This window comes from Cohnella endophytica (genome assembly GCF_003628305.1).
GTDB lineage: Bacteria > Bacillota > Bacilli > Paenibacillales > Paenibacillaceae > Cohnella > Cohnella endophytica.
Map to the genome: position 1 here is coordinate 327747 of NZ_RBZM01000008.1, position 23408 is coordinate 351154.

Here is a 23408-nt window from a genome sequence, read left to right on the forward strand (position 1 = left end):
AACCCGGGAGAGTGGCAGGCATGAAGAACAGGAATCGCTGGATGCTGCTCGGTTTGATTCCCTTCGCGGTCATGGTGCTGGCGTTCCAAGTCGCGCCGATCTTGTCCATGTTGATGGGGAGCTTCTCCAAGAGCGGCGGATCGGGGTTTACGTTCAAGCAATACGATAAAATCCTGCACAGCGCCTTTTATTTGCAAGCGATCAAGAACAGTTTTCTGATCTCCGCTTATTCCAGCATTGTCGGCATTATCGTCGGACTCCTCTGCGCGTATTCGATTACCCGTTTCTCGCCGAGAATCCGCGACAGGCTGCTGATGCTTTCGAATATGACTTCCAACTTCGCGGGAGTGCCGCTTGCATTCGCTTATATTATCCTTTTGGGCAACAACGGGGTGTTCACGCTGCTATTCAAGCAATGGGGCTGGAGCGTGTTCGCCGACTTCAATCTCTACAGCTGGACGGGGCTCGTGCTCGTATACGTGTATTTCCAGGTTCCTCTGGCCTTGCTGCTTCTATATCCTTCCTTTTACGGAATCCGGGATCAATGGAAGGAAGCGGCTTCCTTGCTGGGCGCTAACCGCTGGCAGTTCTGGAGATCGGTCGGCTTGCCGATGCTGACGCCCGCGATTTTCGGCACGCTAGGAATTTTGTTCGCCAACGCGATGGGGGCCTACGCGACGGCTTATGCGCTCGTCGGCGGCAACTATAACCTCCTTGCCATCCGAATCGGATCCTTGGTCGCGGGAGATATCGTCAATCAGCCGGAACTGGGCAACGCGCTTGCCGTTCTGCTGGCATTATCTACGCTGCTCGCCGTATTCCTGAACCACAAAATGACCAAGCGCTCGCTTGAATTTACTTCGGAATACAGGTCGAAGCCGAGCGCGAAACGTAGCCGCGGACGCCTCACGGGGACGAACGCGAACGCCGGAGCAAAGGAGGAAGCCGTATGACGACGCAACGGAAAGCGCGATGGCCGCATCGCGCGCTTATGCTGCTGCTCATGATTTATTTGCTGCTGCCTTTGCTCGGAACTTTCTTGTACGGGTTCGCCAAGGAATGGCAGACGACGATATTGCCTCAAGGGTGGACCCTCGAGTGGGTCGCGGGCATGTTCCAGGATGTGCGGTTTCTCGAAGCTTTGTGGACGTCTCTCTACTTGTGTTTAATCAGCGTAGGATTAAGTCTCGCCGTTATGCTGCCGGCCGTCTTCGTTATTACGGTCTATCTGCCGAAGTGGGAATCGTTCATGAAAGGGCTGGTCGTGCTGCCTTATGCCGTGCCCGGCGTCGTGGCGGCGGTCGGACTGATCCGAACGTATTCCTCCGGACCGATCGACCTGGCGGGAACCGCCTACTTGCTGATCGGAGCTTATTTCGTCGTTATTCTCCCTTATATGTACCAAGGGATCCGCAATAGTCTGCTCACGGTGTCCGCGGTCGAGCTGCTCCATGCGGCGGAACTGTTGGGAGCCAAGCGCATGAGGGCTTTCCTGACGGTTATTCTGCCTAACATCTGGCCGGGAATCATGATCTCGACGCTGCTTTCCTTCTCCGTCCTCTTCGGGGAGTTCGTGCTGACGAACATGTTGGTCGGCGGCCACATCCTGACGATCCAGGTGTATTTGTACCAAAGGGTGGCGGAGAGCGGGCATCTGGCTAGCGCGATCGCGATTACCTATTTCATCTTCATACTCGCTATATCGACGGTATGGATGAAGCTGGGCAAAAAGTTTAATGGGGAGGTGCGCGGATGAACGCATCGTACTTGGAGCTTCAAGGCATTCGTAAATTATTCGGCGATCAGCCCGTTCTGAACGACGTGGACCTCACGATTCGCGAGGGAGAGCTAGTCACGCTGCTCGGACCGTCCGGCTGCGGCAAAAGCACGCTGCTTCGCTGCATCGCGGGCTTGACCGAGCTGGACGGAGGACGAATCAGGCTGGGGCAGCAAGATCTGTCCAACCTTCCTCCCCGCAACCGGGAGGTTGGGATGGTATTCCAATCTTACGCGTTGTTCCCGAACCTGACCGTAGCCGACAATATCGAATACGGATTGAAGATGCGCGGCGTAGCCAAAAAAGAACGCATGCTTCGCTGCGAGGAATTGCTCGCGCTCGTCGATCTCGAGGATAAGCGGGGCGCGTACCCGCAGCATTTGTCCGGCGGACAGCAACAACGCGTCGCGCTGGCCAGGTCGCTTGCCGTTCAACCGAAGCTGCTGCTGCTCGACGAGCCGCTTAGCGCGTTGGACGCGAAAATTCGCAAAAACCTCAGAACGGAAATCCGCCAAATACAGAAGCGGTTGAAAATGACGACCATTTTCGTCACGCATGACCAAGAAGAGGCGCTTACGCTTTCCGATCGGATCTGCATCATGAACCATGGCCGCATCGTGCAGGACGGATCGCCGGAATCGATCTATTCGGCTCCGCGTACCGAATTCGTGGCCCGTTTTATCGGCAGCTATAACGTGCTATCCCGGGCGGAAGCTTCTCGCCTGTTCGGCGAAGGGATCGGCCAGGCGGATAGCTTCGCGTTGCGTCCCGAATCGGTAAAGCTGCTAATGGATCGATCCGACGCGGAAGAGCTGGCGGCAGCCCCTGCTAACGCGAGCAAGCGAACGATTGAGGGAACGATCGATTCGATCCATATTCTCGGGAACGTCATCCGCTACTTCGTTGACGCGGCGGGCATTCGGTTAACGATCGACAGATTAAACGACGGACGTTCCCTGCGAGCGAATGATCAAAGCGGGGTCCGTCTGGTGCTCGATCCTTCCCAGTTGCTGCAATTGGAGAAGGAAGGGGCTTAAAGATGTCGATCTCGTCCGAACGGAGAAAGAAGATTATTCTGGAGCATCTGAGGCTGGAGGGACAGGTAAAGGTGCCGGAGCTTTCGCGGCGCTGCGCCGTTTCCGAAGAGACGGTCCGCCGCGATCTGCTGCAGCTCGAGGGGGCGGGACTAGTGAAGCGGGTGTACGGCGGAGCGATCCTGGATAAGCCCGCGAATTACGAGCCTCCTTACCTGCATCGCCAGAAGGTCATGGCGGAGGAGAAGGCGTTGATCGGCGGCAAGGCGGCCGGATTGATCGCCTCCGGGGATACGATTGCCATCGATGTCGGCACGACGACGCTGGAGCTGGCCAAAGCGATCTCCAATCGGGAACGGCTAACCGTGCTCACCCATTCGATCGCGGTAGCTTATCATCTCATGCAGTCGCTGAACGAAGGGCGTTTCTCGGGCCAGATCATCGTGATCGGCGGTCAATTGAACCCGGAGCAGCAGTCGTTGACCGGCGCGATGGGAGAGCACATGATGGCCCAGTTCCGGGTGGATAAAGCTTTTATTTCCATCGGCGGCTTGTCCATGAACAGAGGCATAAGCGATTACGATCTGAACGAAACGATGCTGTCGCGGCGCATGGTCGAGGCCGCCTCGCAGACGATCGTCCTCGCGGACGAATCCAAGCTGGATAAAGAGGCCTTCGTTACGATCGCTCCGATACGTAATGTCAAGACGATCGTCAGCAACGTTGCCGCTCCCAAAGATTGGACCGCGGCATTGAAATCGAATCATATCCAATGGATCGAAGCCAGAGGAAAGGCGTGATACGGATGGAGCAAAAGAATGCATCCCGCAAGCTGATCGTGGTCGTATTGGACGGGCTTCGTTATGACGCGGCCCGCAGCTATTTAGGGTTCATGGAGCATCTCGTCGAACAGGAGGAGGTAACCTGTTACTCGGTCAAATCCGAGCTCCCAAGTCTATCTAGGCCGCTCTACGAAGTGTTGCTGACCGGAACGCCGGCGTTCGTCAACGGAATTACGGCAAACCACGTCGCGAGATTAAGCCATCAGCAAAGCGTGTTCCATCTTGCCGCGGAAGCGGGCTTGAAGACGGCTGCCGCGGCCTATCATTGGGTGAGCGAGCTGTACAATTCGGCTCCGTTTAATCCGGTACGGGATCGTCATCAGCATGACGAGAGCAAGCCGATCCAACATGGTCTCTTTTACTTCGAGGACCATTATCCGGACAGCCACCTTTTCGCGGACGCGGAGTTTCTGCGCTTAACCTACGATCCTCATTTTCTGTATATCCACTCGATGAATATCGACGACGCCGGCCATAAGTTCGGAGGGGAAAGCAAAGAGTACGAAGGCTCCGTTCGCATGGCGGACGCCATGCTGGCGACTTTGTTGCCGACATGGATCGCCGAAGGCTACGACGTCATCGTTACCTCGGACCATGGCATGAGCGCGAGCGGACAACACGGAGGAACGGCAATGGAGGAAAGAATGGTCCCTCTGTACCTTACGGGGGAACTTCTGGTCCCTTCGCGAAAAGGCGAGCCGATCGCCCAGCTTCAGATGGCCTCCATCATGTGCCGATATTTAGGAATCGATCCTTCGGTTGCGATGAAGCTGCAAGGAACGCCGCCTTTCGGACTCGATCGGACCGTGTCGCGGTGGGAGATGGACGATGAAGGTTGATCTGCATTTTCATCTGGAGGAAGGCCCGTATTCCTTGCGTTGGTTATCGCGGACGCTTCAGGCGCTTGCCTCGACCGATTCGGATATCGGGAACGGAAAGGCTATGCATGCTTCTCTCGGAAACGCAGAGGAGTTAACGGAGCATCTCAGTAAACGGATGCGTAATGGTTGCTTTAGCGAAGAATGGCTGGATCGGTATTTGACGGTCGGACGTTCGCGGGGAATCGGGTTGTTCGGCGTGGTCGACCATCTCTATCGCTTCCGGGAGTGTCGAAGTTATTACGAGAAGCATATGCTTCTGGACGATAGCGAGATCGGACGTTTGCAGGAAGCGTGGTTGAACCATGTTTGCGTCGCTTCGTTGGAGGAATACGTCGAGTTCGTCGTCAAGGCGAAGAAAACGCGCCCCGATCTGTTGCTCGGAGTGGAGGCGGATTTCTTCGAGGGAGGCGAGGAGGAGCTCGGATCATTGCTTCGGGGCTACGATTGGGATCATGTCATCGGGTCGGTCCACTTCATCGACGGTTGGGGCTTCGACAATCCGGACACGCAATCGCGTTTCGCGAAGTTGGAGCCTTTGGAAACCTATGGCCGGTATTACGGCTTGATGCGGCAAGCCTGCGAGTTCGGGCTGTTCGATATTCTCGCCCATCCGGACAATCTGAAGGTGTTCGGTTTCCGGCCTGCGGACGAGCGCGAACTGCTCCCGTTCTACAGGCAATTGGCGGAAGAGATGATCTTGAACCGCGTGGCCACGGAGATCAACACCGGGCTCGCTTACCGGTTTCCAGTAGCCGAAGCTTGTCCGAGTCCGCTGCTCTTGTCCGTGCTGGCAGAGCACGGCGTGCCGATCGCCCTCTCCTCCGATGCCCATTTCCCCGACGATATCGGCATGCTGCTGGATGAAGCCCGGGCGTCGGCCATCCGTGCCGGCTATAAAGAGTTAACCGTATTCGAAGGCCGACAAATGCGGCGGATACCGATTGGAAAGACGGAAGCGGATTAACGGACATAGAAAATCCCCCTTAAGCGGCGAGCGATTAGGCTACCGCGCCCAAGGGGGATTTTTATTACGCATGAAGAGAAACGATCGATTTAATTAATTGACCTTCGTAATGCGGTTTTCGACCTTCGCCGATATCGTGCCGTTCGCGGATTTGGATTTCAAATACGCGATCGTGGCGTCTAGATCGACCGGTCCGGCTTCGCGGTTCGTGCCTTGAATGAGCAACGTATAACCGTCGCCGCCGGTTGCCATGAAGTCGTTCACGACGATCGTGTAGGGTGCCGCATCGTCAAGCGCGGTACCGTCGGCTTTCTTGATCTCCACGATTTTCTCGCCGGCAGGCTTACTGTCGTCGTACTTGTAAGTAAAGCCCGAGATTTGGCCGATCTTCGTACCGGTTGCGCCCCATTGCTGGTTCATCAATTGTTTCATTTGAGCGCCGGTCAGCGTCATCTTCACGAGCACGTTGCCGAAGGGCTGAACGCTGAACATGTTGCCGTAAGTAACGTTGCCTTCCGGAAGATCGTTACGGACTCCGCCGGAGTTCATGAACGCGAAGTCCGTCTTCATCGCTTCGCGCATGCCGTCGGCGATCAGGTTGCCGAGCGCCGATTCGCCGGAGGCGTTGGCCGTGCGCGTAATCGCCGCATCGGTCTTGCCGACCGGAGCGTTCATGACCGGTGCGTTCAGATCTTGATAATCCTTGATCATTTGGGTAATTTCCGCATCCGGCGTAATGGCTTCGCGTTTGACGTCGACCACTTCGCCTTTTACGGAAATGACGTTCTGGGTCGCGCGATCGATGACCAGATCGACGTCGGAGAATGCCGTGCCGTACGAGTAGGCTTCAATGACGAGCTTGCCGTCGATCATCTTGTTCACGGCGCCGTGATTGTGCCCGGCGAAAATGACGTCCACGTCGTCGTCCACGCTGTTCGCCAGATCCACGACTTCGCCCGTCGGAGCGTCGCCTGTGCCTTCGAACGGATCGTGCGCGAGGATGACGATCGTATGAATGCCTTTGGCTTGCAGCTCCTTGACCGCCTTATTAACGGCAGGAGCTTGTTCGGTGAACGTGATGCCCTTGATGCTCTCCGCTTTGACGATCGAAGGCGTGATATTGGTCACTACCCCGATGAATCCAATCTTCGCGCCGCCTACCTCAAGGACCTTGTAGGCATCGAGAATTGGTTTGCCGTCCGCGCCGACAACGTTTGCCGCGACGTAAGGGAAGTTTGCCCCGGCGAAGTCCTTGCCCGTCTTCGGGTTTTTGCCGCCGTTGATCAAGCGCAGCGCTTCGGTTACGCCCTGATCGAATTCGTGGTTGCCGAGCGTACCGATGTCGAACCCGAGCCGGTTCAGGAAATCGATCGTCGGCTCGTCTTGAAGCAGGGCGGATACCGGAGCGCTCGCGCCCACCGCGTCTCCCGCATGCACGAGCAACGTGTTCGGGTTCGCGGCTTGGCGTTGCTTCAGGTAAGCTGCGAGATAATCCGCTCCGCCTAACGAAGATACGACTTTGCCGGTTGCGTCCTTCACGTCTTTCTTATAATCCAATTGCCCGTGGAAGTCGTTAATGCCCAGCAACTGCACGGAGATATCGCTGATTAGCGTATTTACGGCCTTCGCCGCTTCGGCACGAGTAGTGGACGCTTTAGGGACGAACTTCCCTGCGCCGCGTCCGCTCATGACGCCGCGATCGACGGCGACGTTCACGCCGGCTTTCGCCCATGCGCTGATCGAAGATCCGTCCGCGAACGCTTTACCCGCTTCGGCCGAAATGGCTTGTCCGGCTTTCAGCTTAAGCGCGCTGCTCGCCATGACTGCCATCTGTTCGCGGGTAATTGTGTCGTTCGGCGCGAACTTGCCGGGGGCAACGCCTTGAACCAAGCCGTTCTCGTTCGCCGCCGCGATCGTTGCCGCGTACCATGCGGTTGCGGGAACGTCCTTGAACGCGGCAGGCTTCTTCGCGGTTAATTTCAACGCTTTGACCAACAGGGTCGCGAACTCCGCGCGGGTGACGTTGGCGTTGGGATCGAAGATCGTATCCGTCTTGCCGGTGACGATCTGTTTCGCGGCGAGCGCGTTAATCGCCGAAGCTGCCCAATGCGCGGAAGGCACGTCGGAGAAGGTGCGGCTCAGATCCAAGGAGAAGATGCCGAAGCCTTTGTCGTCGACTTTGCCCAAGTAACGGATGTTTTCCGTAGCCTTGGCGTAATCCGCCGCTTTCGGAGAAGACGTAAACGTGACGTGCACGTCGCCTTGGATCGGCGCGATAGACCAGTTGTGATCGATCGAAGGGTTGATTTCCTTGTTGGCGCTAATATAGTCCATCAAGATTTGGCGGTTCTCGTCCGGCGCGTCGATGATGTACTTGCTGCCTTTGACGCCCGGGAAATTGCCGCCGCCGCTAGCGCGGTAATTGTTCGTCGCGATAATGAAATCTTGGTTCGGATCTACGGGTTTGCCTTTGTAACTAAGCTTGATAATCCGACTCGAAGTCGCGTCGTTGATCGTGCCGTCGATCTTGTACTTCGCGGGTTTGGTAACGTCTACTTGGTACGTCACGCCGTCGATGACGTCGAAGTTGTACACCTGGAACGAAGGGTTAAGCAGCGCTTGCTCTTCCGTCTTCGTCGGATCGATCCGGTTGAATTTTCCGGCCGACATCTCGAGCCATTCTTTGACGACCGAGCCTTTGACCAGAATCGCTTTAAGCGTGTTGTCGTAGAGATAGAGATCCCCGGCGCTCTTGATCGCGAGCGGTCCCGCTTGGATATCGGTGTATTCCTCGACTCCGTTGCGACCGGCTTTGAATGGAGCGCCGACGGACAAGACGGGAATATCCTTATATTGAGGCAGGTTTTGTTTGATGTAATTCTCGACGTAGAGCTTCTGCGCGGTCGTTACGATCTGGATGGACGGATCGTCCTGAACGAGCGCGAAGTAACTGTGGATCGGCTCCGTCGTCGTTCCGATCGGATTGTTCGCGTACTTGATCGTCGCTTCGTGATCCGCCTTGACGGCATCGACGATCGCTTGGTCGGGTTCCGCGAGCGACTTCTTGGCGACGCTATCGTAGATAGCTTTGGTAGAAGACTGGGAAGCGGCGACCTTCCATTTGCCGTCCTGTTTCTCGAGCGTGAGGTCGATGAGGCCGAGATTGCTGCCGCCGTAGCCGGATTGCACGGCAGGAACGCCGTTGATCGTGCCCTTGGCGTTGTCGACGCTCGCGTACACTGTGCCGGAGGCATCCTTGAACAAAGCGTCTAGCGATTTCTCGTCCGCGGCAGGGAACACCTTGTGGGTGTGGGAGAACGTGATCGCGTCGATACCCGGCACCTTGCTCAGCAAAGTAACGGCATCTTCCGCGTTCGTATCCGGCTGCGCGTTGCCGTTAAAGCCCGTGTGCGCCATGGCGATGACGATATCGGCGCCTTCCGCGCGCATCTTGGGCACGAATTTCTCGGCTGTCGCGGCAATGTCTTTGGCAATGACTTTGCCGTCCAGCCAGCTTTTGTCCCAGTTGATGATCTGCGGAGGAGTGAAGCCGATGACGCCGATCTTCAACGTTTGCTCTTGGCCGGATTCATCCGTTACTTTTTTCGAAATGATCGTATACGGCTCGAAGCGGTTGACGTCGTTGTCCGGGTTGCCGTCCTTGTCGTCTATGTACACGTTCGCGTTTACGTAGGGGAAGTTCGCGCCTTTCACGGCTAAATCCAAATAGTCGAGCCCGTAATTGAATTCATGATTGCCGAGGGTAGCAGCATCGTAGCCTAGCAGGTTCATGGCTTCGTACACGGGATGAATCTCGTCTCCCTTGATCGGGGCGACCACTGCCTTGTAAGTGCCGAGAGGCGTTCCTTGGATGAGATCCCCATTGTCTACGAGGAACGTGTTCTTCGCTTCCGCGCGCGCGGTTTTGATCAGGCTGGCCGTCTTGGCCAGTCCTACGGCGGTGGAGGAGGCGTCTTTGTAATAGTCGTAAGGCATGAGGTTTGCGTGAATGTCCGTCGTTTCCATTACTCTGAGCTTTACTGTGGAGCCTGCGTCGGCTGCCGCGGCGAACATGCCGTTGAACGGCATGGACAGCAAGGCGAGCGTCAGAGTCGAGACGGCCAACGTTCGCAGTGCCTTCTTCTTTTTCGGGTGCGTTTCGATCATCATTCCATCTTCCTCTCGCGTTAGGTATTCTAACATAAGTAGAATAGAGCATGTTCTATCGAACTTCTAGGGTAAGATTAGAAGTTTGATAGAATAACACCAATAATAATGGATATTTGGAAAAACAAACAAAGCAGGAAGTCCGAGTACTTGAGTAGGATAAAATGTCGCGCTCTCCGTCGAAGGTCATGCATGGGGACGGAGCGTTCCGAATGGCGAGAGTTAAAATGAGGAGGAATCCCGGGATTAAGGGAACCGTTTCATCGCCTCAACGAATTGCCAATGGCGAGGTCCTCGCGGTCAAATCGGCTCCCGTGGCCGAGAAAACCAACAATGGCGAGGCGCTCGCTTTGGCTATTGTCTAATAAACTAGCGATTAAATTTTGAAACAGGGGATGTCGGCGAAGGGGAAGGGAGGGGAGAGCATTATCGTTTCTTCGTTGTTTTGTTCTTTTCGTGAATGGTGTTTCTTTCCCAGAACACACCTTCGGAGTAGCCTTGGATCGAAGCGTCGCGGCTTGCTAGCTCGAGTCTTTTTTCCGCGAGGCAGCAGTAGGTCTCGTCGAGCTCGACGCCCACGTAACGGCGGTTAAGCTTCTTCGCGACGACGGAAGTCGTTCCCGCGCCGCCGAAGGGGTCGAACACGACGTCGTTCTCGTCGGAACTGGCGAGAATGAGCTTGGCGAGCAATTTCTCGGGCTTCTGGGTCGGATGGTCGGTGTTTTCGGGCATCGACCAGAAAGGGACCGTCAGGTCGGTCCATAAATTAGAAGGATGCGTCAGCCTGAATTTCCCGTCGTCCCCGTCGTTCCAATCTTTCGGATCGCCCTCGGCGGTTCGGTAAGGCGCGATGACCTTCCGTTTGACTTTGACGCGGTCGACGTAGAACTTGTAATCCGCGGACTTCGTGCAATGCCATATATCCTCGGAGGCGTTCTTCCAATTGGCAAGCGCTCCCCGGCCTTTTTCGCGTTCCCAGGTAATGCGGTTCAGGATATTGAAGTATTTCGAAGCGACCGCGTATATGGAGTGGCCGGAGCGCCAATCGCCGCAAATGTATACCGTCGCGTTAGGTTTCAAGATACGAACGAGCCGCGATAACCATTCGTCCATCCATTCCGAGTAACGGGCGGGATCCATTTGGTTAAAAGTGTGGCCGTTAAACGATTTGGTTAAATTGTAGGGAGGGTCGATGAATAGCAGGTCCACGAATTCGTCGGGCAAATAATCGAGCGCCTCGAATAGATCCTGGTGGATGGTGCGGTCGAGGATTCTCTCCGGCGTGATTCTCTCGGCTAACGTAATCAACTTGGCGCCGTAGGCCAATCTTTCGGATTCGTTCAGCGTGATTGTCCGGTTTCGTCCCGCCCGGCTCTTTTCCTTGTCTGACATCTGAACACCGCCCTGATGGATTAACTGCATGATAGATTCATTATAATAGAATCGCCTGCCGCTTTCACGGATCGATTATTGAACGTTTGGCGCATTCGCTTCGTCTATATGGAGTAGCTTCCTGCAGCTAACGATAGAGAACCCGCAGACCAGACGAGAGGATGATGCATAATGGAATCGACGAAACGTAAAATGGGAACGAAAAGCTTAATCGCGCTCGCGTGCGCGGCCGCCATCGCAGCGACTCCGTTATTTTCGCCCGCGCGGTATGCCAGTGCCGCGACGCCTTACAAGATCATTAATCAAGCAATCGAAGTTCAAGGGGCACGCAGCGATATTGCCGCGTTAAACGCCTATAACACGACCTACATCGCGATTCGCAGCCTGAACAAAAGCATCGGGCTGAATACGCAGTGGGACAAATCGAAAAATACGGTAACCGTAGAAGGACGCGGGCGCACCATCGTGTTCGATCTCGGCAAAGGGACCGCCTCGCTCAACGGGCAAGCCGATTACAGATTGATGCCGATCGTGCAGAACAATACGACTTACGTGCCCCTTCGTTACCTATTGGAGCAAATGGGCTACGGCGTCTCGTATGACGGGGCTTCGAAGCGGATCGGCATCGAAGCGATCGCGGAAAACGACCTGAAGATCTCGAATGTAACGATTAAAGAAGAGAAAGCCAAGAAGTCCATCGTCGTTAATTATCCGCAATTGTCGGGGGGCGCCAACGCGGATGCGGAGAAGAAAATCAACGCGTTGCTGAAATCGGAAGCCGAATCGAACTTGAAAGCCGGCCGGAAGTCGTTAGATGAAGCATTAGGAGACGGTACTTACGTTCCCGAGAATCCGCTTGCTTTCGAGGGGAGCTATACGATTACCTATAACGAGAAGGGAAAACTGAGTCTTTTCGTCGATTATTATATTTATACGGGCGGCGCACATGGCTCGGTAGCCCGTGTACCGTACACGTTCGATCTTTCGACGGGCGATCGGATCTCATTAAAGGAAGCCGCCGGGAACAACGCTAAATACGTCTCGATTATCAACTCGTATATTTTGGGCCAGATCAAAGCGCGCGGCATCGGATTGCTTACTCCGTTCAAAACGATCGAACCGGATCGCGATTATTTCCTGAAGCATAACGGAATCGTCGTTTATTTCGGACAATATGAATATACGCCTTATGCCGAAGGGATGCCGGAGTTCGAAGTTCCTTTCAAGAATTTCCAGTAGAAGACATGCAATTCTCCTCGTTCGTATCACATGAATATGACGTAATGGGCGCCGAAAACGGCGCCTATTTTTAAATTCAAAATCTGAAAGCGTTTTACCCGTGTTATTTTAAATAACATTGATGGAAATTTTCTATTGCCAAGCTTCATTGCCTCCTGCTAAACTTTGAATAAATTGGGTACGTACCTGGGAGGATGCGGAATGAGGAAAGTAGGATTAGGCGCAATAATCGCGAGCTTGGCGCTGGTGCTTGTTCTGTCGGGATGCGGCGCGAAGAACAAGGCTGCCGGCAACAAGGATGCCGCCGAGCCGGTGAAAGTGTACCGCTTCGCATCGGACGGTACTTATCCTCCGATGGAGAATATGGACAAGGACAAGCTCGTCGGCTTCGATATCGATTTCTTGGCCGCGGTCATGGAGGAAGCGGGACTGGAATACGAAGTCAAAAATCTCGGCTGGGATGCGCTGCTAGAAAGCGTCAAGCAAGGCAAGGAATACGATGCCGGCATCTCCTCGATCACGATCTCGGACGATCGCAAGAAAACTTACGATTTTACGATTCCTTATTTCGAATCCACGAATATGATCCTGACGAAGGAAGGCAGCGATATCAAGAGCGCGGCCGACCTGAAGGGCAAGAAGGTAGCCGTGCAAGGGGCGACGACCGGGGATAAGCTGATGACCGGAATTATGGGCGAAGGCAATAAGAACCTGAAACGTTTCGAGAGCAACGCGTTGGCGCTACTGGAGCTGTCCAGCAACGGGGTGGACGCGGTAGTGGCGGATATCGCCATCGTGAACGAATACGTGAAGAACAACCCGGGCAAGAAGTTCGTCGGCATTCTCGACAGAACCAACTTCGAATCGGAATATTACGGAATCGCCTTCCCTAAAGGAAGCGAGTTGAAGGAACTGCTTGATCCCGCGATCAAAACAGTGCTGGAGAGCGATACTTACAAGGAGATCTACGCGAAGTGGATCGGCGGGGAACCGGATATGACCACCTTGCTGAAGTCGGAATAGAGTAGCTCGGCAGGCATGCGTAATGACCACATTGCGCATGTTTTTTAACGATTGGGAAGCATGAGTGATCGAATTCCGAACGGATAGAGGGGAAACGGCGTGTCAGACTTCAATTTCGATATCATTTGGGGATATTTCCCGTTGTTCATGCGGGGGACGTTATATACGATCGGGATTTCGGTGTCCGGCATCGTGCTCGGATCGTTGCTTGGCCTGATTATCGCCATGTGCAACATGTCCCGCTTGTGGTTTCTGAAATACCCGGTGCAAGGCTATATCCATTTCTTCCGCGGGACTCCGCTAATGTTGCAAATTCTTATCGTGCATTTCGGAGTCGTCTACAGCATTCTGGGGACGACCAATGCGATTGTCGCCGCCATCACCGCGCTCGCGTTGAACGCGGCGGCCTACACGGCGGAGATCTTTCGGGCGGGCATTCAATCCATCGACAAGGGCCAATCGGAAGCGGCGTATTCTCTCGGCATGAAGAAATGGCAAGTGATGAGGTACGTCGTGTTGCCCCAAGCGACCAAACGGATGATCCCGGCGTTCGGCAACGAATTTATCGTGCTGATCAAGGACTCGTCCTTGGTCGCGGTCATCGCGGCCCCGGAGCTCATGTATTGGGCGAAGGCCGCGAACGCTCAGTACACGAGAGTTTGGGAACCGTACCTGACCGCGGCATGCATCTATCTCGCGCTGACGTACTCCTTGCACAAATTACTGCAATATATCGAAAGGAAAATGTGACGCCATGGAGCCGATCATCCAAGTCAAATCGCTCACAAAGTCCTATGGATCGAATACCGTCCTCGCCGATATCGAGTTGGAAATCGATCGCCGGGAGGTCGTCGTCGTAATCGGTCCGTCCGGTTCGGGCAAATCCACTTTCCTGAGGTGCCTGAATTTGCTAGAAAAGCCGAACGGGGGCGAGGTCCTCATCGAAGGACGCTCCCTAACGGGGAAGGGTACGAATATAGAGGAAATCCGCGCCGAAGTCGGAATGGTGTTCCAGAATTTTAATCTGTTCCCGCATATGAAGGTCATCGATAATATCGCCCTGGCTCCGGTAAAGGTGCGAAAGTGGTCGACCGAGCAAGCCCGCAAGAAAGCGATGGAGCTGCTATACAAGGTCGGTCTCACCGAGAAAGCCGAAGCCTATCCGGGCTCGCTCTCGGGCGGACAAGCCCAACGGGTGGCGATCGCGCGCGCTTTGGCCATGGAGCCGAAGATCATGCTTTTCGACGAGCCGACCTCGGCGCTCGATCCGGAGATGATCGGAGAGGTTCTTGCGGTCATGAAGGATTTGGCGCGCGAAGGCATGACGATGGTCGTCGTCACGCATGAGATGGGTTTCGCCCGCGAGGTCGGGGATCGCATCGTCTTCATGGAGCAAGGACGCGTTCTGGAGATCGCCAAGCCGGACGAGCTGTTCGACCATCCTAAGCACGAACGCACGAAGGAATTCCTATCGAAAATTTTGTAAAAAATTGTTCGGACGGGCTAGGTTCCTTATGCCCAACTACCTGTTTTTATAGTACAATTTTCCTATTGGGCTTAATAGGGAGATGCGTCGATCGTGTTTAATCTGATTTGGGGAAAATCGGACGAGGATAAAAGGGAGAACGCCCGAGTGATCGGGTTGTTCTTCTATTTGTTTTGCGTAGTTTCGGCATCGACGATCGGGAGGACTGCGGCGGATACGTTGTTCCTGTCGCGCTTCGATTCGTCCCAGCTTTCGTTTATGTATTTGCCGCAAGCGGCATCGCTCATTCTTGCGGGATTCTTGTTTCAGCGCTATGGCGGCAGGGTTCGCTTAGACCGTCTGATTCTTTTCCTGATCCCGGCGCTCTCTGTGCTTGTCGCGCTTAGCCGCGTCGGCGTCGGACTGGATTTCATCTGGGTATATCCCGTTATCTACGTCGGATACGACGTCATCAACTTCCTTATGATCGTATGCTTCTGGCAATTCGCATCTTCCGTGCTTGATCAGCGCAAAGTGAAGAAGACGATCCCGCTCGTCGGGAGCGGAGGCATCGTCGGGGGCATCGTCAGCGGTTTCGGCTTGAAGTTGATCGCTCCGCTCGTCGGAACGGCCAATCTCATTTTCTTCTACGCGGGACTTCAGGTGCTCGCCCTGCTCGCGGTCGTCCTGGTCCGGCGCATGAGCGCGAACGCGGAAGAGATGTTCGATGGTCCCAAGAAAGCGAAAGCTCCTTCCGGCAGCGGCGCCAAGGAGCCCGGTTCCGGACTGTTCAAGAACGTCCCCCATTTGAAATACGTGGCAATACTGTCCGCGGCTCTCGTCCTCTCGCTGACTTTCGTCGACTATCAGTTCAAGGTTATTTTGAGAGGCACGCTGCAAAACGACGCCTTGGCCGGATTCATGGGAAGCTTCTACGGATTCTCGGGATTATGCGCGCTAATCGTTCAGTTGTTCGTGGCGGGCAAGCTGGTTAGCCGGTTCGGCGTCATGACCTCGATTCTGGTATTCCCGCTTGCGTTGCTCGCAGGAAGTCTCGGCGTTCTCTTCGTACCCGTATTGGCAATGGCTATCGTCGTCAAGGGCAGCGACAAGGTGCTCGGGGATACGATTAATTCCTCCGTGAACCAACTGATCATGTTTCCGATTTCCCCGAAATGGCGGAATCGCTCCAAGAGCTTTCTAGATGGCGTTGTCCGTAACGGAGCCAAGGGCCTGGCGGCCATCAGCCTGATTATCCTCTCGCCGATCTTAAGCGCGAGAGAGTTCAGCTTTGTCGTGATCGGTCTGCTCGGAATCGGGATCTATGCGGCCGTTCGGGTAAAAGGCGCGTATTTGAAAATGCTCTTATCCACCTTGGAGGAGCGCGGCAACGATCTTCAAGAGGATGAGCTGGATTTGATGGATCCGGCCAGCCGGCAGTTGCTGATCGACGCGCTGGGTAGCCCGGACCGTCAGCAGGTACTTTACGCATTGCGGATTCTCGGCAACATGGGATCGTTCGACCTCGCTCCGTACGTTCCGACTCTGCTGCGTCATCCGTCCGCGGAGGTGGGCGTCGAGGCGCTGCTCTACGCGGAACGGACGAAGCCGGCGGGAATGGAAAAAGAGCTGTTGCCGATTCTAGACTCCGCGTCTTCGCACCCGAAAGTGATCTCGCAAGCGCTCATTACGCTTTCCGCGTACGCCAAGGAAGATCATCTTGAACGGATATCCGGCAAACTGGAAGCCGAAGATATCGAGATTCGCGCCGGGGCCATCGCCGGGCTGATCAAATATTACGGCATCGAAGGCATGTTCCGCGCCGTGGGTACTCTTAAAGCGCTGATCGAGAGCGCCAGCGAGGAGGAGCGGACGGCCATGGCCTCGCTCTTCGGCCGAATCGGCATCCGAGAGTTCTATAAGCCGCTTATCCCGTTGTTGCAAGATTCATCGGCGGATGTACAGAAGTGCGCGCTTCAGTCCGCCGGCAATCTGGGCGTGACCGAGCTGGTCGTCCATATCGTTCCCTTGCTGCAGGAAAGCCAGACCCGTCGCGAGGCGATCGAGGCTCTGGCCTCGTACGATGCCAAAGCGATCTTGCCGATGCTGGAGCCGTACCTGGACGGGGACAAGCCGTCCTTGCACGTCCCCAAAGTATTCGAGCGGATAGGAAATCAGGCCGCGTTCTCGCTCTTGTTCCGCAAATACGACGCGGTGAGTCACGGTATGCGGGACAAGCTGCTCGACGCGTTAGTCGGCATTAAGAACAAGGACATCAAGGCCGATTACAAGGAAATCGAACGATTGGCGCTCATGGAGCTCGATAGTTACGGGCGTTTCGCCGAACACAGCGCTTGGAACGCGGAGCATGCTAGAGACGAGGAAGTATTGGACGCGGCCGGCCAATCCCGTCTGACGATGATTAGAAGGGTCTTTCAACTGCTGGGGTTGGCTTATGATCCCAAAACGATCGATGCGGTATACGTCGGTTGGTCCGAAGGAGACGCGAGACGGCAAGCGAACGCCGCGGAGGTCATGGACCAGATGCTTCAGGGCGAGCTTCGGACGGAGTTGACCCGATGGATGCTGGCTCCTAGCGTTACGACTGCCAAAGGCGGCAAGACGAAGAGGGAGCAATTGGAATGGCTGTACGAGCATGGGGACGAAGGATTGCGGGAGGTAGCCCGGTATGCGATCTCCGAAGAAGAAACGGAAGCGGCGTCCGTACAATCCGCGGGAAGGGTCGGAAGCTACGCCGACGAAGCGGACGGGGATTTGCTGCGAGAGAGAATGTGGACGATGCGCGCGCTCAAGAAGGCCTCTTTGTTCGAAGGGTTTACGAGCAAGGATTTGCTCCCTATCGTTCGTTACTTGAAGCCGGTCGATGTTCCGGCGGGAGAATTCGTGTTCCAGGCGAAGGATCCCGGCGATTCGCTTTACCTAGTGAGAGAAGGAAGAGCGGGCGTGTACCGGAACGGAATCAAGGTGGACGAGAGAGAGGCGGGCGACAGCTTCGGCCAAACCGCCGTGCTGACGAGAAGGCTTCGCACGGCCGCCGTTCGAGCGGAAACGAATATGCGTTTATTGCGATTGGACTCTGCCGACTTCTACGAGGCATTATTCGATCGGACGGAGCTGGCGCTGGAAATGATGAAGAGATTATCTCGCAAGCTTCGCTCGGCGATGGCGAATCAAGCGCCAACGCAGCAGGGCGGAAAGGACGATTCGAGCGGGCGCTTCTCGGAAGCGGCGGCGACTGCCGAAACGACGGGCATCGCGAGCGAGCCGCATAATCAGGTCATTTTGCGACGCGTGCTTGTTCTTCAGAAAATCGAGCTGTTCGCCCACTTGTCGCAGGACGATTTCATACGTTTGGCCCATCGGGTCGAAGAGGTCGTATATGAGCCGGGAGAAGCGATCTGTCGCATGGATGAATACGGCGATACGATGTTCGGCATTATCGAGGGCGGCATTCGCGTGCATAGGGGGACGGAAACGCTGGCGGACCTCGGGGTCGGACAATGCTTCGGGGAGATGGCGATTATCGACAGCGGACCGCGCTCGGCGGACTGCACGGCCGTCGAACGAACCGTATTGCTTAGACTGCACCGCCATCAAGTCTTCTCCTTCTGTTTCCAGCAGATCGACGTGCTGAAAGGCATGGTCCGGGTGCTTGCGGATCGGCTGCGGGAAATTTCCTAATAACGAACATAGCGGATCACTCCCTGGAAGCCTCTTTGCTGGCGGCGGATTGTATAGGAATTGGAAAAAGTACATTTATTTCTCCGAATTCGGCAAACCGATGGTGTTTAATTGGATAAAGTACATGTATATCTTCCGTAGTGAGAAAAAAATAGCCGTCGAGGTGGAATTAAGTGAACTTCTTCCAACTAATACCTAAGTTTCGGAAAATCATTTCCTATTAGATGTATTTTTTCCAATTTACCCAGTTTGGATGAGGATGAGTCGCCAAAGCCTCTGACTTCTCATAACGCCAACAAACCCGTCAGAGATTGCCCCGACGGGTTTGCTTAATGTTACGTGTAACGTTTTTACTTAATGGTTTCAGGCTCCGGAGCATCCGCGCCGCGAGTGTCCACGGTTACTTTTGTCATGACCGGAGGCGTTTTCGGGCGATCGTTGGCGCCTGTCGGCACGGCAACGATCTCATTAACGACGTCCATGCCTTCGGTTACTTTACCGAAAGCGGCGTAAGCGCCATCGAGGTGAGGAGCGTCGGCGACCATAATGAAGAACTGGGAGCCTGCGCTATTCGGGTTTTGCGCGCGTGCCATGGAAAGTACGCCGGCCGTATGCTTCAGCTTGTTGTCGAAGCCGTTTTGCGTGAATTCTCCGGCGATCGAGTAGCCTGGGCCGCCCATTCCCGTGCCGTCCGGGTCTCCGCCTTGAATCATGAAGCCGGGGATGACGCGGTGGAAAATCGTTCCGTCGTAGAAGCCCTTTTTGACGAGGGAAATGAAGTTGTTGACGGTATTGGGCGCGACTTTCGGATAGAGCTCGACTTTGATCGTTTTGCCGCTATCCATTTCAATGGTGACGATCGGATTATCGCCGGAAGTATCTACATCGCTCACTTGGGAAGCCTCCTGTGTGGGTGCGGCACCGTTGCTGGTGGCCGACGCCTCTGAATTTGTTTTTTCCTTGCCTCCGCAGCCGGTAACGACGAGCAGCAGCGAGATCAGCGCGATAAAAGCAAGGGTCGTGCGTTTGCGTGCTACGTTCACTTTCGAATCCCCCTTGTCCTCTAAATCCCTCAGAAATTATATCATTTGCCCGTCGAGGAATCCACTCGGGGAGCTTTTCTAGTAGCGATCGATAGAGGGGGGAGGCGTCGCTAGCGTCGATTGTCCGTCGCTGCTGCCGTCCGGCATTCTCTTCAAAGCGGATTTTCGGATTTCCATGTGGGGAAAAATGGGAGTACAATAATAGGGAGAGTACGTTATCGGACCTAATACCGCTCCCTTTTTTCGAGGAGCAACATTCGTCGGAGGAACGCCCATGAAGCTCGTTTTTCACTACCTAGGGAAATACCGCGTTGCCGCCATCATGGCCGTTTTTCTCATGCTAGTCGAACTGACGGTCGAGTTGGCTCAGCCTCTGCTCATTTCCAAAATCATCGACCAAGGCATCGCCCGCGGGGATACGTCCATCGTGCTGTTATGGAGCGGGATTCTCGTCGGGGGATCGGTAATCGCGTTCGGCGCGGGCATTCTCAGCTCATTTTATGCCTCCCACGTAAGCCAGAGCGTCGGCTATGAGCTTCGCGAGGGCCTCTACGGCAAGATCCAGTCTTTCGCCTACGCGGTTTTTAACCGATTCCCTACCTCGTCCCTGATCACTCGCCTGACGAACGACGTTACGCAGGTGCAGGACACGATTTTCACGGGACTCCGATTTATGCTGCGTATGCCGCTTGTCGTCGTCGGGAGCGTGATCATGGCGCTCCTCGTGCATGTTCAGCTTGGGTTTCTGCTATTGCTTACCGTGCCCGTACTCGTCTGGTTCGTCATTTGGATGGTCAAAAAAGCCGCTCTCCTCTTTAGCAAGGTACAGCAAAGGCTCGATACGGTGAACGGGGTCATGCAGGAAAATCTAGGCGGCATGCGCCTCATTCGCGTATTCGTGCGCCGGCAGACGGAGGGCGTACGGTTCGCGCGAAGCAGCGGCGATCTCATGCAGACGACGACGTCGGCGATGCGGCTAACCGAGATGACGCAGCCGTTCATCGTGCTGATCATGAACGCGGGCATTATCGCCGTGCTCGCCTTCGGACATCTGGAGATTCACGCGGGCACCGCGACGACCGGCATCGTCGTCGCCATCGTCAACTATTCGCTGCGGACTTCTGGCGCGTTATCTACGCTGTCCATGCTCGTCTCGGCGTTCTCCCGCGCCCGGGCATCCGCGGATCGGATCGGCGCCGCTCTCGAAACGGACAGCGAAGCCGAGTCCGAGCACGCGTCGCGCGCGCCGGAAGGCGTCCGTGCCGGCGCGGTGGAATTCGATCGGGTAACGTTCCGGTATCCGAACACGCAGGCGGCGGCACTGGAGGACGTCAATTTCTCCGCGAAGCCGGGAGAGACCGTGGCCATTCTGGGCGCGACCGGATCGGGCAAGTCGTCGCTCATTCAGCTTATCGTGCGGCTCTACGAAGAGAACGAAGGCGCCGTTCGCATCGACGGACGCGCCGCCGGCGAGTGGAACGCGCGCCAGCTTCACGAGGCGATCGGCTACGTGCCGCAGGAGGTCGTGCTGTTCACCGGGACGATACGCGACAACATCGCCTGGGGACTGGACGACGTGCCGATGGAAAAAATCGAGGAAGCGGCCAGGCAAGCGCAGATTCACGAGACGATCGTCGGACTTCCGAACGGCTACGAGACGAAGCTAGGACAGCGGGGCATCAACCTGTCGGGCGGACAGAAGCAACGGATTTCGATCGCCAGGGCGCTCGTGCGCCGGCCGGCGATTTTGCTGCTCGACGATAGCACGAGCGCGCTGGATGTCCGAACGGAAGCCGCGCTGCTCGGCGAGCTCGAGAATATGCCTTGTACGACGTTCCTCGTGACGCAGAAGATAAGCTCGACCCTAAACGCGGACCTGATCCTGCTGCTTGACGACGGCCGCTTGATCGCCCAAGGCAATCATAAGCAATTGATGGAGAGCAGCTCGTTATACCGCCGCATCTACGCATCTCAGTTCGGGGAGGAGGATTCGCATGTGGGAAGCGCTACGTGAACCTTTCCGTTACCGGAAGCCGAAGATGGACTTAGCGTCGGAAGCCGTTAAATCGGTCGGACTCGGGGTTCGTCCCGGAGGAGGCCAGAGCAAGCGGCAAAAAGCGAAGGACTGGCAAGCGACGCTGAGGCGCATCTGGCATTATCTCGCGCACCGGCGGGGGCGGCTGAGTCTTGTGCTGGTCATGGTGCTGCTCAGCTCCGGATTCACTTTGCTCGGGCCGTATTTGATCGGCCGCGCGATCGATCATTATTTGAAAGGTCCCGGCGGAGCGGAGTGGGCTTGGTTCTTGGCCGGGCTCGCGGCGGTCTATGTCCTAGGATCCGTCGTCGGCTGGCTGCAAAATATTTGGATGATCGGCATCGCGCAGGAAACGGTGTACCGGATGAGGATGGATATGTTCACCCACCTTCATCGGCTGCCGATTCCCTTCTTCGCCAAGCGCCAGCGCGGGGAATTGATGAGCCGCATGACCAACGACATCGACAACGTCAGCTCGACCTTGAACAGCTCGGCGATCCAGGTGTTTTCGAGCGCGTTGATCCTTGTCGGCACGGTCGTCGTCATGCTGCTACTGAGCCCGTTGCTTACTTTGCTCACGTTCCTGGTCGTGCCGCTCATGATGGTCGGCATGCGCTGGATCACCCGCAGGACCGGAGTTCTGTTCAAGGAGCGCCAACGGAATCTGGGCGAGATTAACGGTTATATTGAGGAGACGCTGTCTGGGCAACGTTTGGTCAAGGCTTTTTCCCAGGAAGAGCGGGTCATCGGGGAGTTCGGCGAGCGCAACGCCAGGATCAGGCATTCCGGATTCTGGTCTCAGACGATCTCGGGCTTCATTCCGAAGGTCATGAACAGTCTCAATAACTTGAGCTTCGCGGTCATCGCGGGAGCGGGCGGCTTACTTGCTATCCGAGGAACGATTACCATCGGGGTTATCGTCGTGTTCGTCGAATACGCGAGACAGTTCACGAGGCCGCTGAACGATCTCGCGAACCAGTGGAACACGCTGCTGTCGGCGATCGCCGGCGCGGAGCGGGTGTTCGAGATTCTCGACGAGGACGTAGAGACGAAGGACGAGGGGGCGGCGAAGTCGCTCGATTCGATCAGGGGCGAGGTCGTCTTCTCGCACGTCTCGTTCTCGTACGACCCGGTCGAGGGGCAGCGGACGCTGAATGATATTAGCTTTACGGCGCGTCCCGGGGAGACGATCGCGATCATCGGGCCGACGGGGGCCGGCAAAACCTCGCTCATCCAATTGCTGTCCCGCTTCTACGAGGCGGAGGCGGATGGAGGACGGATAACGGTCGACGGGCACGATATTACGTCGATCCGCAGGGAAAGCTTGCGCTCGCATATGGCTTTCGTGCTGCAAGATTCGTTCTTGTTCGAAGGAACGATCCGGGAGAACATCCGTTACGGCAAGCTGGATGCGACGGACGAACAGGTCGAAGCCGCGGCGAAGCTGGCGAACGCCCACTCGTTCATCGTGCGGCTACCCGGCGGGTATGATAAAATGCTGCAAGGAGACGGCAGCGGGATCAGCCAAGGGCAGAAGCAATTGCTCGCGATTGCCCGGGCCATTCTTGCCGATCCGGCGATCCTCGTGTTGGACGAGGCGACGAGCAGCATCGATACGGTGACGGAGATCAAAATCCAAGAAGGACTGCATCGGTTGATGGAAGGTCGTACGAGCTTCGTCATCGCGCATCGGCTCAACACGATCCGTCGAGCGGACCGGATTCTCGTGTTGAAGGACGGCCGGCTGGAGGAGAGCGGTTCCCATGAGGAGCTGCTGGAGAGGAAGGGCTTGTACAGCGATCTTTATCATGGGCATGTCCAGTTGAGCTAATGAGTGAAATTGA

Annotated in this window: 17 protein-coding genes; 14 read left to right on the forward strand and 3 right to left on the reverse strand. The window is 55.8% G+C overall.

The features are described 5' to 3' along the window. Nucleotides 1-20 precede the first annotated feature (20 nt). The 6 genes from D7Z26_RS19615 to D7Z26_RS19640 are packed head-to-tail and all read left to right on the forward strand — an operon-like array spanning nt 21 to nt 5498. Nucleotides 21-953: an ABC transporter permease gene (locus tag D7Z26_RS19615; RefSeq protein WP_120978710.1), complete on the forward strand. Its 933-nt coding sequence runs from the start codon at nt 21-23 to the stop codon at nt 951-953. Then, entirely contained in the window at nt 950-1756 is an 807-nt protein-coding gene (locus tag D7Z26_RS19620) for an ABC transporter permease (protein WP_120978711.1), read from the forward strand. The genes D7Z26_RS19615 and D7Z26_RS19620 overlap by 4 nt, the downstream gene beginning before the upstream one ends. Next, complete coding sequence (locus D7Z26_RS19625) at nt 1753-2814, forward strand: ABC transporter ATP-binding protein (protein WP_120978712.1); 1062 nt, start codon at nt 1753-1755, stop codon at nt 2812-2814. Before D7Z26_RS19620 ends, D7Z26_RS19625 begins: the two co-directional genes overlap by 4 nt. 2 nt (nt 2815-2816) lie before the next feature. Then, nucleotides 2817-3611, forward strand: a complete 795-nt coding sequence (locus D7Z26_RS19630; RefSeq protein ID WP_120978713.1) for a DeoR/GlpR family DNA-binding transcription regulator — start codon at nt 2817-2819, stop codon at nt 3609-3611. 5 nt (nt 3612-3616) lie between these two features. Then, nucleotides 3617-4492 (forward strand): alkaline phosphatase family protein, encoded by an 876-nt coding sequence (locus tag D7Z26_RS19635; RefSeq protein WP_120978714.1) that lies wholly within the window; start codon nt 3617-3619, stop codon nt 4490-4492. Further along, nucleotides 4482-5498, forward strand: a complete 1017-nt coding sequence (locus D7Z26_RS19640) for a PHP domain-containing protein (RefSeq protein ID WP_120978715.1) — start codon at nt 4482-4484, stop codon at nt 5496-5498. Before D7Z26_RS19635 ends, D7Z26_RS19640 begins: the two co-directional genes overlap by 11 nt. A gap of 93 nt (nt 5499-5591) precedes the next feature. Here D7Z26_RS19640 and D7Z26_RS19645 read toward each other — a convergent pair whose 3' ends face one another. Further along, complete coding sequence (locus D7Z26_RS19645; protein ID WP_233567071.1) at nt 5592-9665, reverse strand: bifunctional 2',3'-cyclic-nucleotide 2'-phosphodiesterase/3'-nucleotidase; 4074 nt, start codon at nt 9663-9665, stop codon at nt 5592-5594. 212 nt (nt 9666-9877) lie between these two features. Here D7Z26_RS19645 and D7Z26_RS27330 point away from each other — a divergent pair, with 212 nt between their 5' ends. After that, on the forward strand, nt 9878-10030 hold the full coding sequence (locus D7Z26_RS27330) for a hypothetical protein (RefSeq protein ID WP_158602379.1): 153 nt from the start codon (nt 9878-9880) through the stop codon (nt 10028-10030). Nucleotides 10031-10091: 61 nt separating this feature from the next. On the opposite strand, the gene D7Z26_RS19650 is transcribed toward D7Z26_RS27330, so the two are convergent. Next, on the reverse strand, nt 10092-11057 hold the full coding sequence (locus tag D7Z26_RS19650) for a DNA-methyltransferase (RefSeq protein WP_120978717.1): 966 nt from the start codon (nt 11055-11057) through the stop codon (nt 10092-10094). A gap of 171 nt (nt 11058-11228) precedes the next feature. Between D7Z26_RS19650 and D7Z26_RS19655 the strand changes: the two genes are divergently transcribed. The 5 genes from D7Z26_RS19655 (at nt 11229) to D7Z26_RS19675 (ending at nt 18486) form a co-directional block, all read left to right on the forward strand. Next, nucleotides 11229-12296: a stalk domain-containing protein gene (locus D7Z26_RS19655; RefSeq protein ID WP_120978718.1), complete on the forward strand. Its 1068-nt coding sequence runs from the start codon at nt 11229-11231 to the stop codon at nt 12294-12296. Nucleotides 12297-12497: 201 nt separating this feature from the next. Next, nucleotides 12498-13319 carry a basic amino acid ABC transporter substrate-binding protein gene (locus D7Z26_RS19660; protein ID WP_120978719.1) on the forward strand — a complete coding sequence of 274 codons (822 nt, stop codon included), beginning with the start codon at nt 12498-12500 and terminating at the stop codon, nt 13317-13319. 147 nt (nt 13320-13466) lie between these two features. After that, nucleotides 13467-14069, forward strand: a complete 603-nt coding sequence (locus D7Z26_RS19665) for an amino acid ABC transporter permease (RefSeq protein WP_120978847.1) — start codon at nt 13467-13469, stop codon at nt 14067-14069. A 13-nt stretch (nt 14070-14082) separates the two neighbouring features. Then, nucleotides 14083-14805: an amino acid ABC transporter ATP-binding protein gene (locus D7Z26_RS19670; RefSeq protein WP_120978848.1), complete on the forward strand. Its 723-nt coding sequence runs from the start codon at nt 14083-14085 to the stop codon at nt 14803-14805. A gap of 93 nt (nt 14806-14898) precedes the next feature. After that, nucleotides 14899-18486, forward strand: coding sequence for an Npt1/Npt2 family nucleotide transporter (locus tag D7Z26_RS19675; RefSeq protein WP_120978720.1), 3588 nt, complete (start codon nt 14899-14901; stop codon nt 18484-18486). A gap of 350 nt (nt 18487-18836) precedes the next feature. Here the strand turns inward: D7Z26_RS19675 and D7Z26_RS19680 are convergent, their stop codons facing one another. Further along, on the reverse strand, nt 18837-19529 hold the full coding sequence (locus tag D7Z26_RS19680) for a peptidylprolyl isomerase (protein WP_120978721.1): 693 nt from the start codon (nt 19527-19529) through the stop codon (nt 18837-18839). Between the two features lie 274 nt (nt 19530-19803). On the opposite strand from D7Z26_RS19680, the gene D7Z26_RS19685 reads away from it, so the two are divergent. Both D7Z26_RS19685 and D7Z26_RS19690 read left to right on the forward strand, forming a co-directional pair. Further along, nucleotides 19804-21543 carry an ABC transporter ATP-binding protein gene (locus D7Z26_RS19685; RefSeq protein WP_120978722.1) on the forward strand — a complete coding sequence of 580 codons (1740 nt, stop codon included), beginning with the start codon at nt 19804-19806 and terminating at the stop codon, nt 21541-21543. Continuing rightward, nucleotides 21524-23395 carry an ABC transporter ATP-binding protein gene (locus D7Z26_RS19690; protein WP_120978723.1) on the forward strand — a complete coding sequence of 624 codons (1872 nt, stop codon included), beginning with the start codon at nt 21524-21526 and terminating at the stop codon, nt 23393-23395. Before D7Z26_RS19685 ends, D7Z26_RS19690 begins: the two co-directional genes overlap by 20 nt. Nucleotides 23396-23408 lie beyond the last annotated feature (13 nt).

What these genes read in the sequence shown, in the direction of transcription:
- D7Z26_RS19615 (WP_120978710.1), top strand. Translation starts at nt 21, where the DNA reads ATGAAGAACAGGAATCGCTGGATGCTGCTCGGTTTGATTCCCTTCGCG.
- D7Z26_RS19620 (WP_120978711.1), top strand. Translation starts at nt 950, where the DNA reads ATGACGACGCAACGGAAAGCGCGATGGCCGCATCGCGCGCTTATGCTG.
- D7Z26_RS19625 (WP_120978712.1), top strand. Translation starts at nt 1,753, where the DNA reads ATGAACGCATCGTACTTGGAGCTTCAAGGCATTCGTAAATTATTCGGC.
- D7Z26_RS19630 (WP_120978713.1), top strand. Translation starts at nt 2,817, where the DNA reads ATGTCGATCTCGTCCGAACGGAGAAAGAAGATTATTCTGGAGCATCTG.
- D7Z26_RS19635 (WP_120978714.1), top strand. Translation starts at nt 3,617, where the DNA reads ATGGAGCAAAAGAATGCATCCCGCAAGCTGATCGTGGTCGTATTGGAC.
- D7Z26_RS19640 (WP_120978715.1), top strand. Translation starts at nt 4,482, where the DNA reads ATGAAGGTTGATCTGCATTTTCATCTGGAGGAAGGCCCGTATTCCTTG.
- D7Z26_RS19645 (WP_233567071.1), bottom strand. Translation starts at nt 9,665, where the DNA reads ATGATCGAAACGCACCCGAAAAAGAAGAAGGCACTGCGAACGTTGGCC.
- D7Z26_RS27330 (WP_158602379.1), top strand. Translation starts at nt 9,878, where the DNA reads ATGGCGAGAGTTAAAATGAGGAGGAATCCCGGGATTAAGGGAACCGTT.
- D7Z26_RS19650 (WP_120978717.1), bottom strand. Translation starts at nt 11,057, where the DNA reads ATGTCAGACAAGGAAAAGAGCCGGGCGGGACGAAACCGGACAATCACG.
- D7Z26_RS19655 (WP_120978718.1), top strand. Translation starts at nt 11,229, where the DNA reads ATGGAATCGACGAAACGTAAAATGGGAACGAAAAGCTTAATCGCGCTC.
- D7Z26_RS19660 (WP_120978719.1), top strand. Translation starts at nt 12,498, where the DNA reads ATGAGGAAAGTAGGATTAGGCGCAATAATCGCGAGCTTGGCGCTGGTG.
- D7Z26_RS19665 (WP_120978847.1), top strand. Translation starts at nt 13,467, where the DNA reads ATGCGGGGGACGTTATATACGATCGGGATTTCGGTGTCCGGCATCGTG.
- D7Z26_RS19685 (WP_120978722.1), top strand. Translation starts at nt 19,804, where the DNA reads ATGAAGCTCGTTTTTCACTACCTAGGGAAATACCGCGTTGCCGCCATC.
- D7Z26_RS19690 (WP_120978723.1), top strand. Translation starts at nt 21,524, where the DNA reads ATGTGGGAAGCGCTACGTGAACCTTTCCGTTACCGGAAGCCGAAGATG.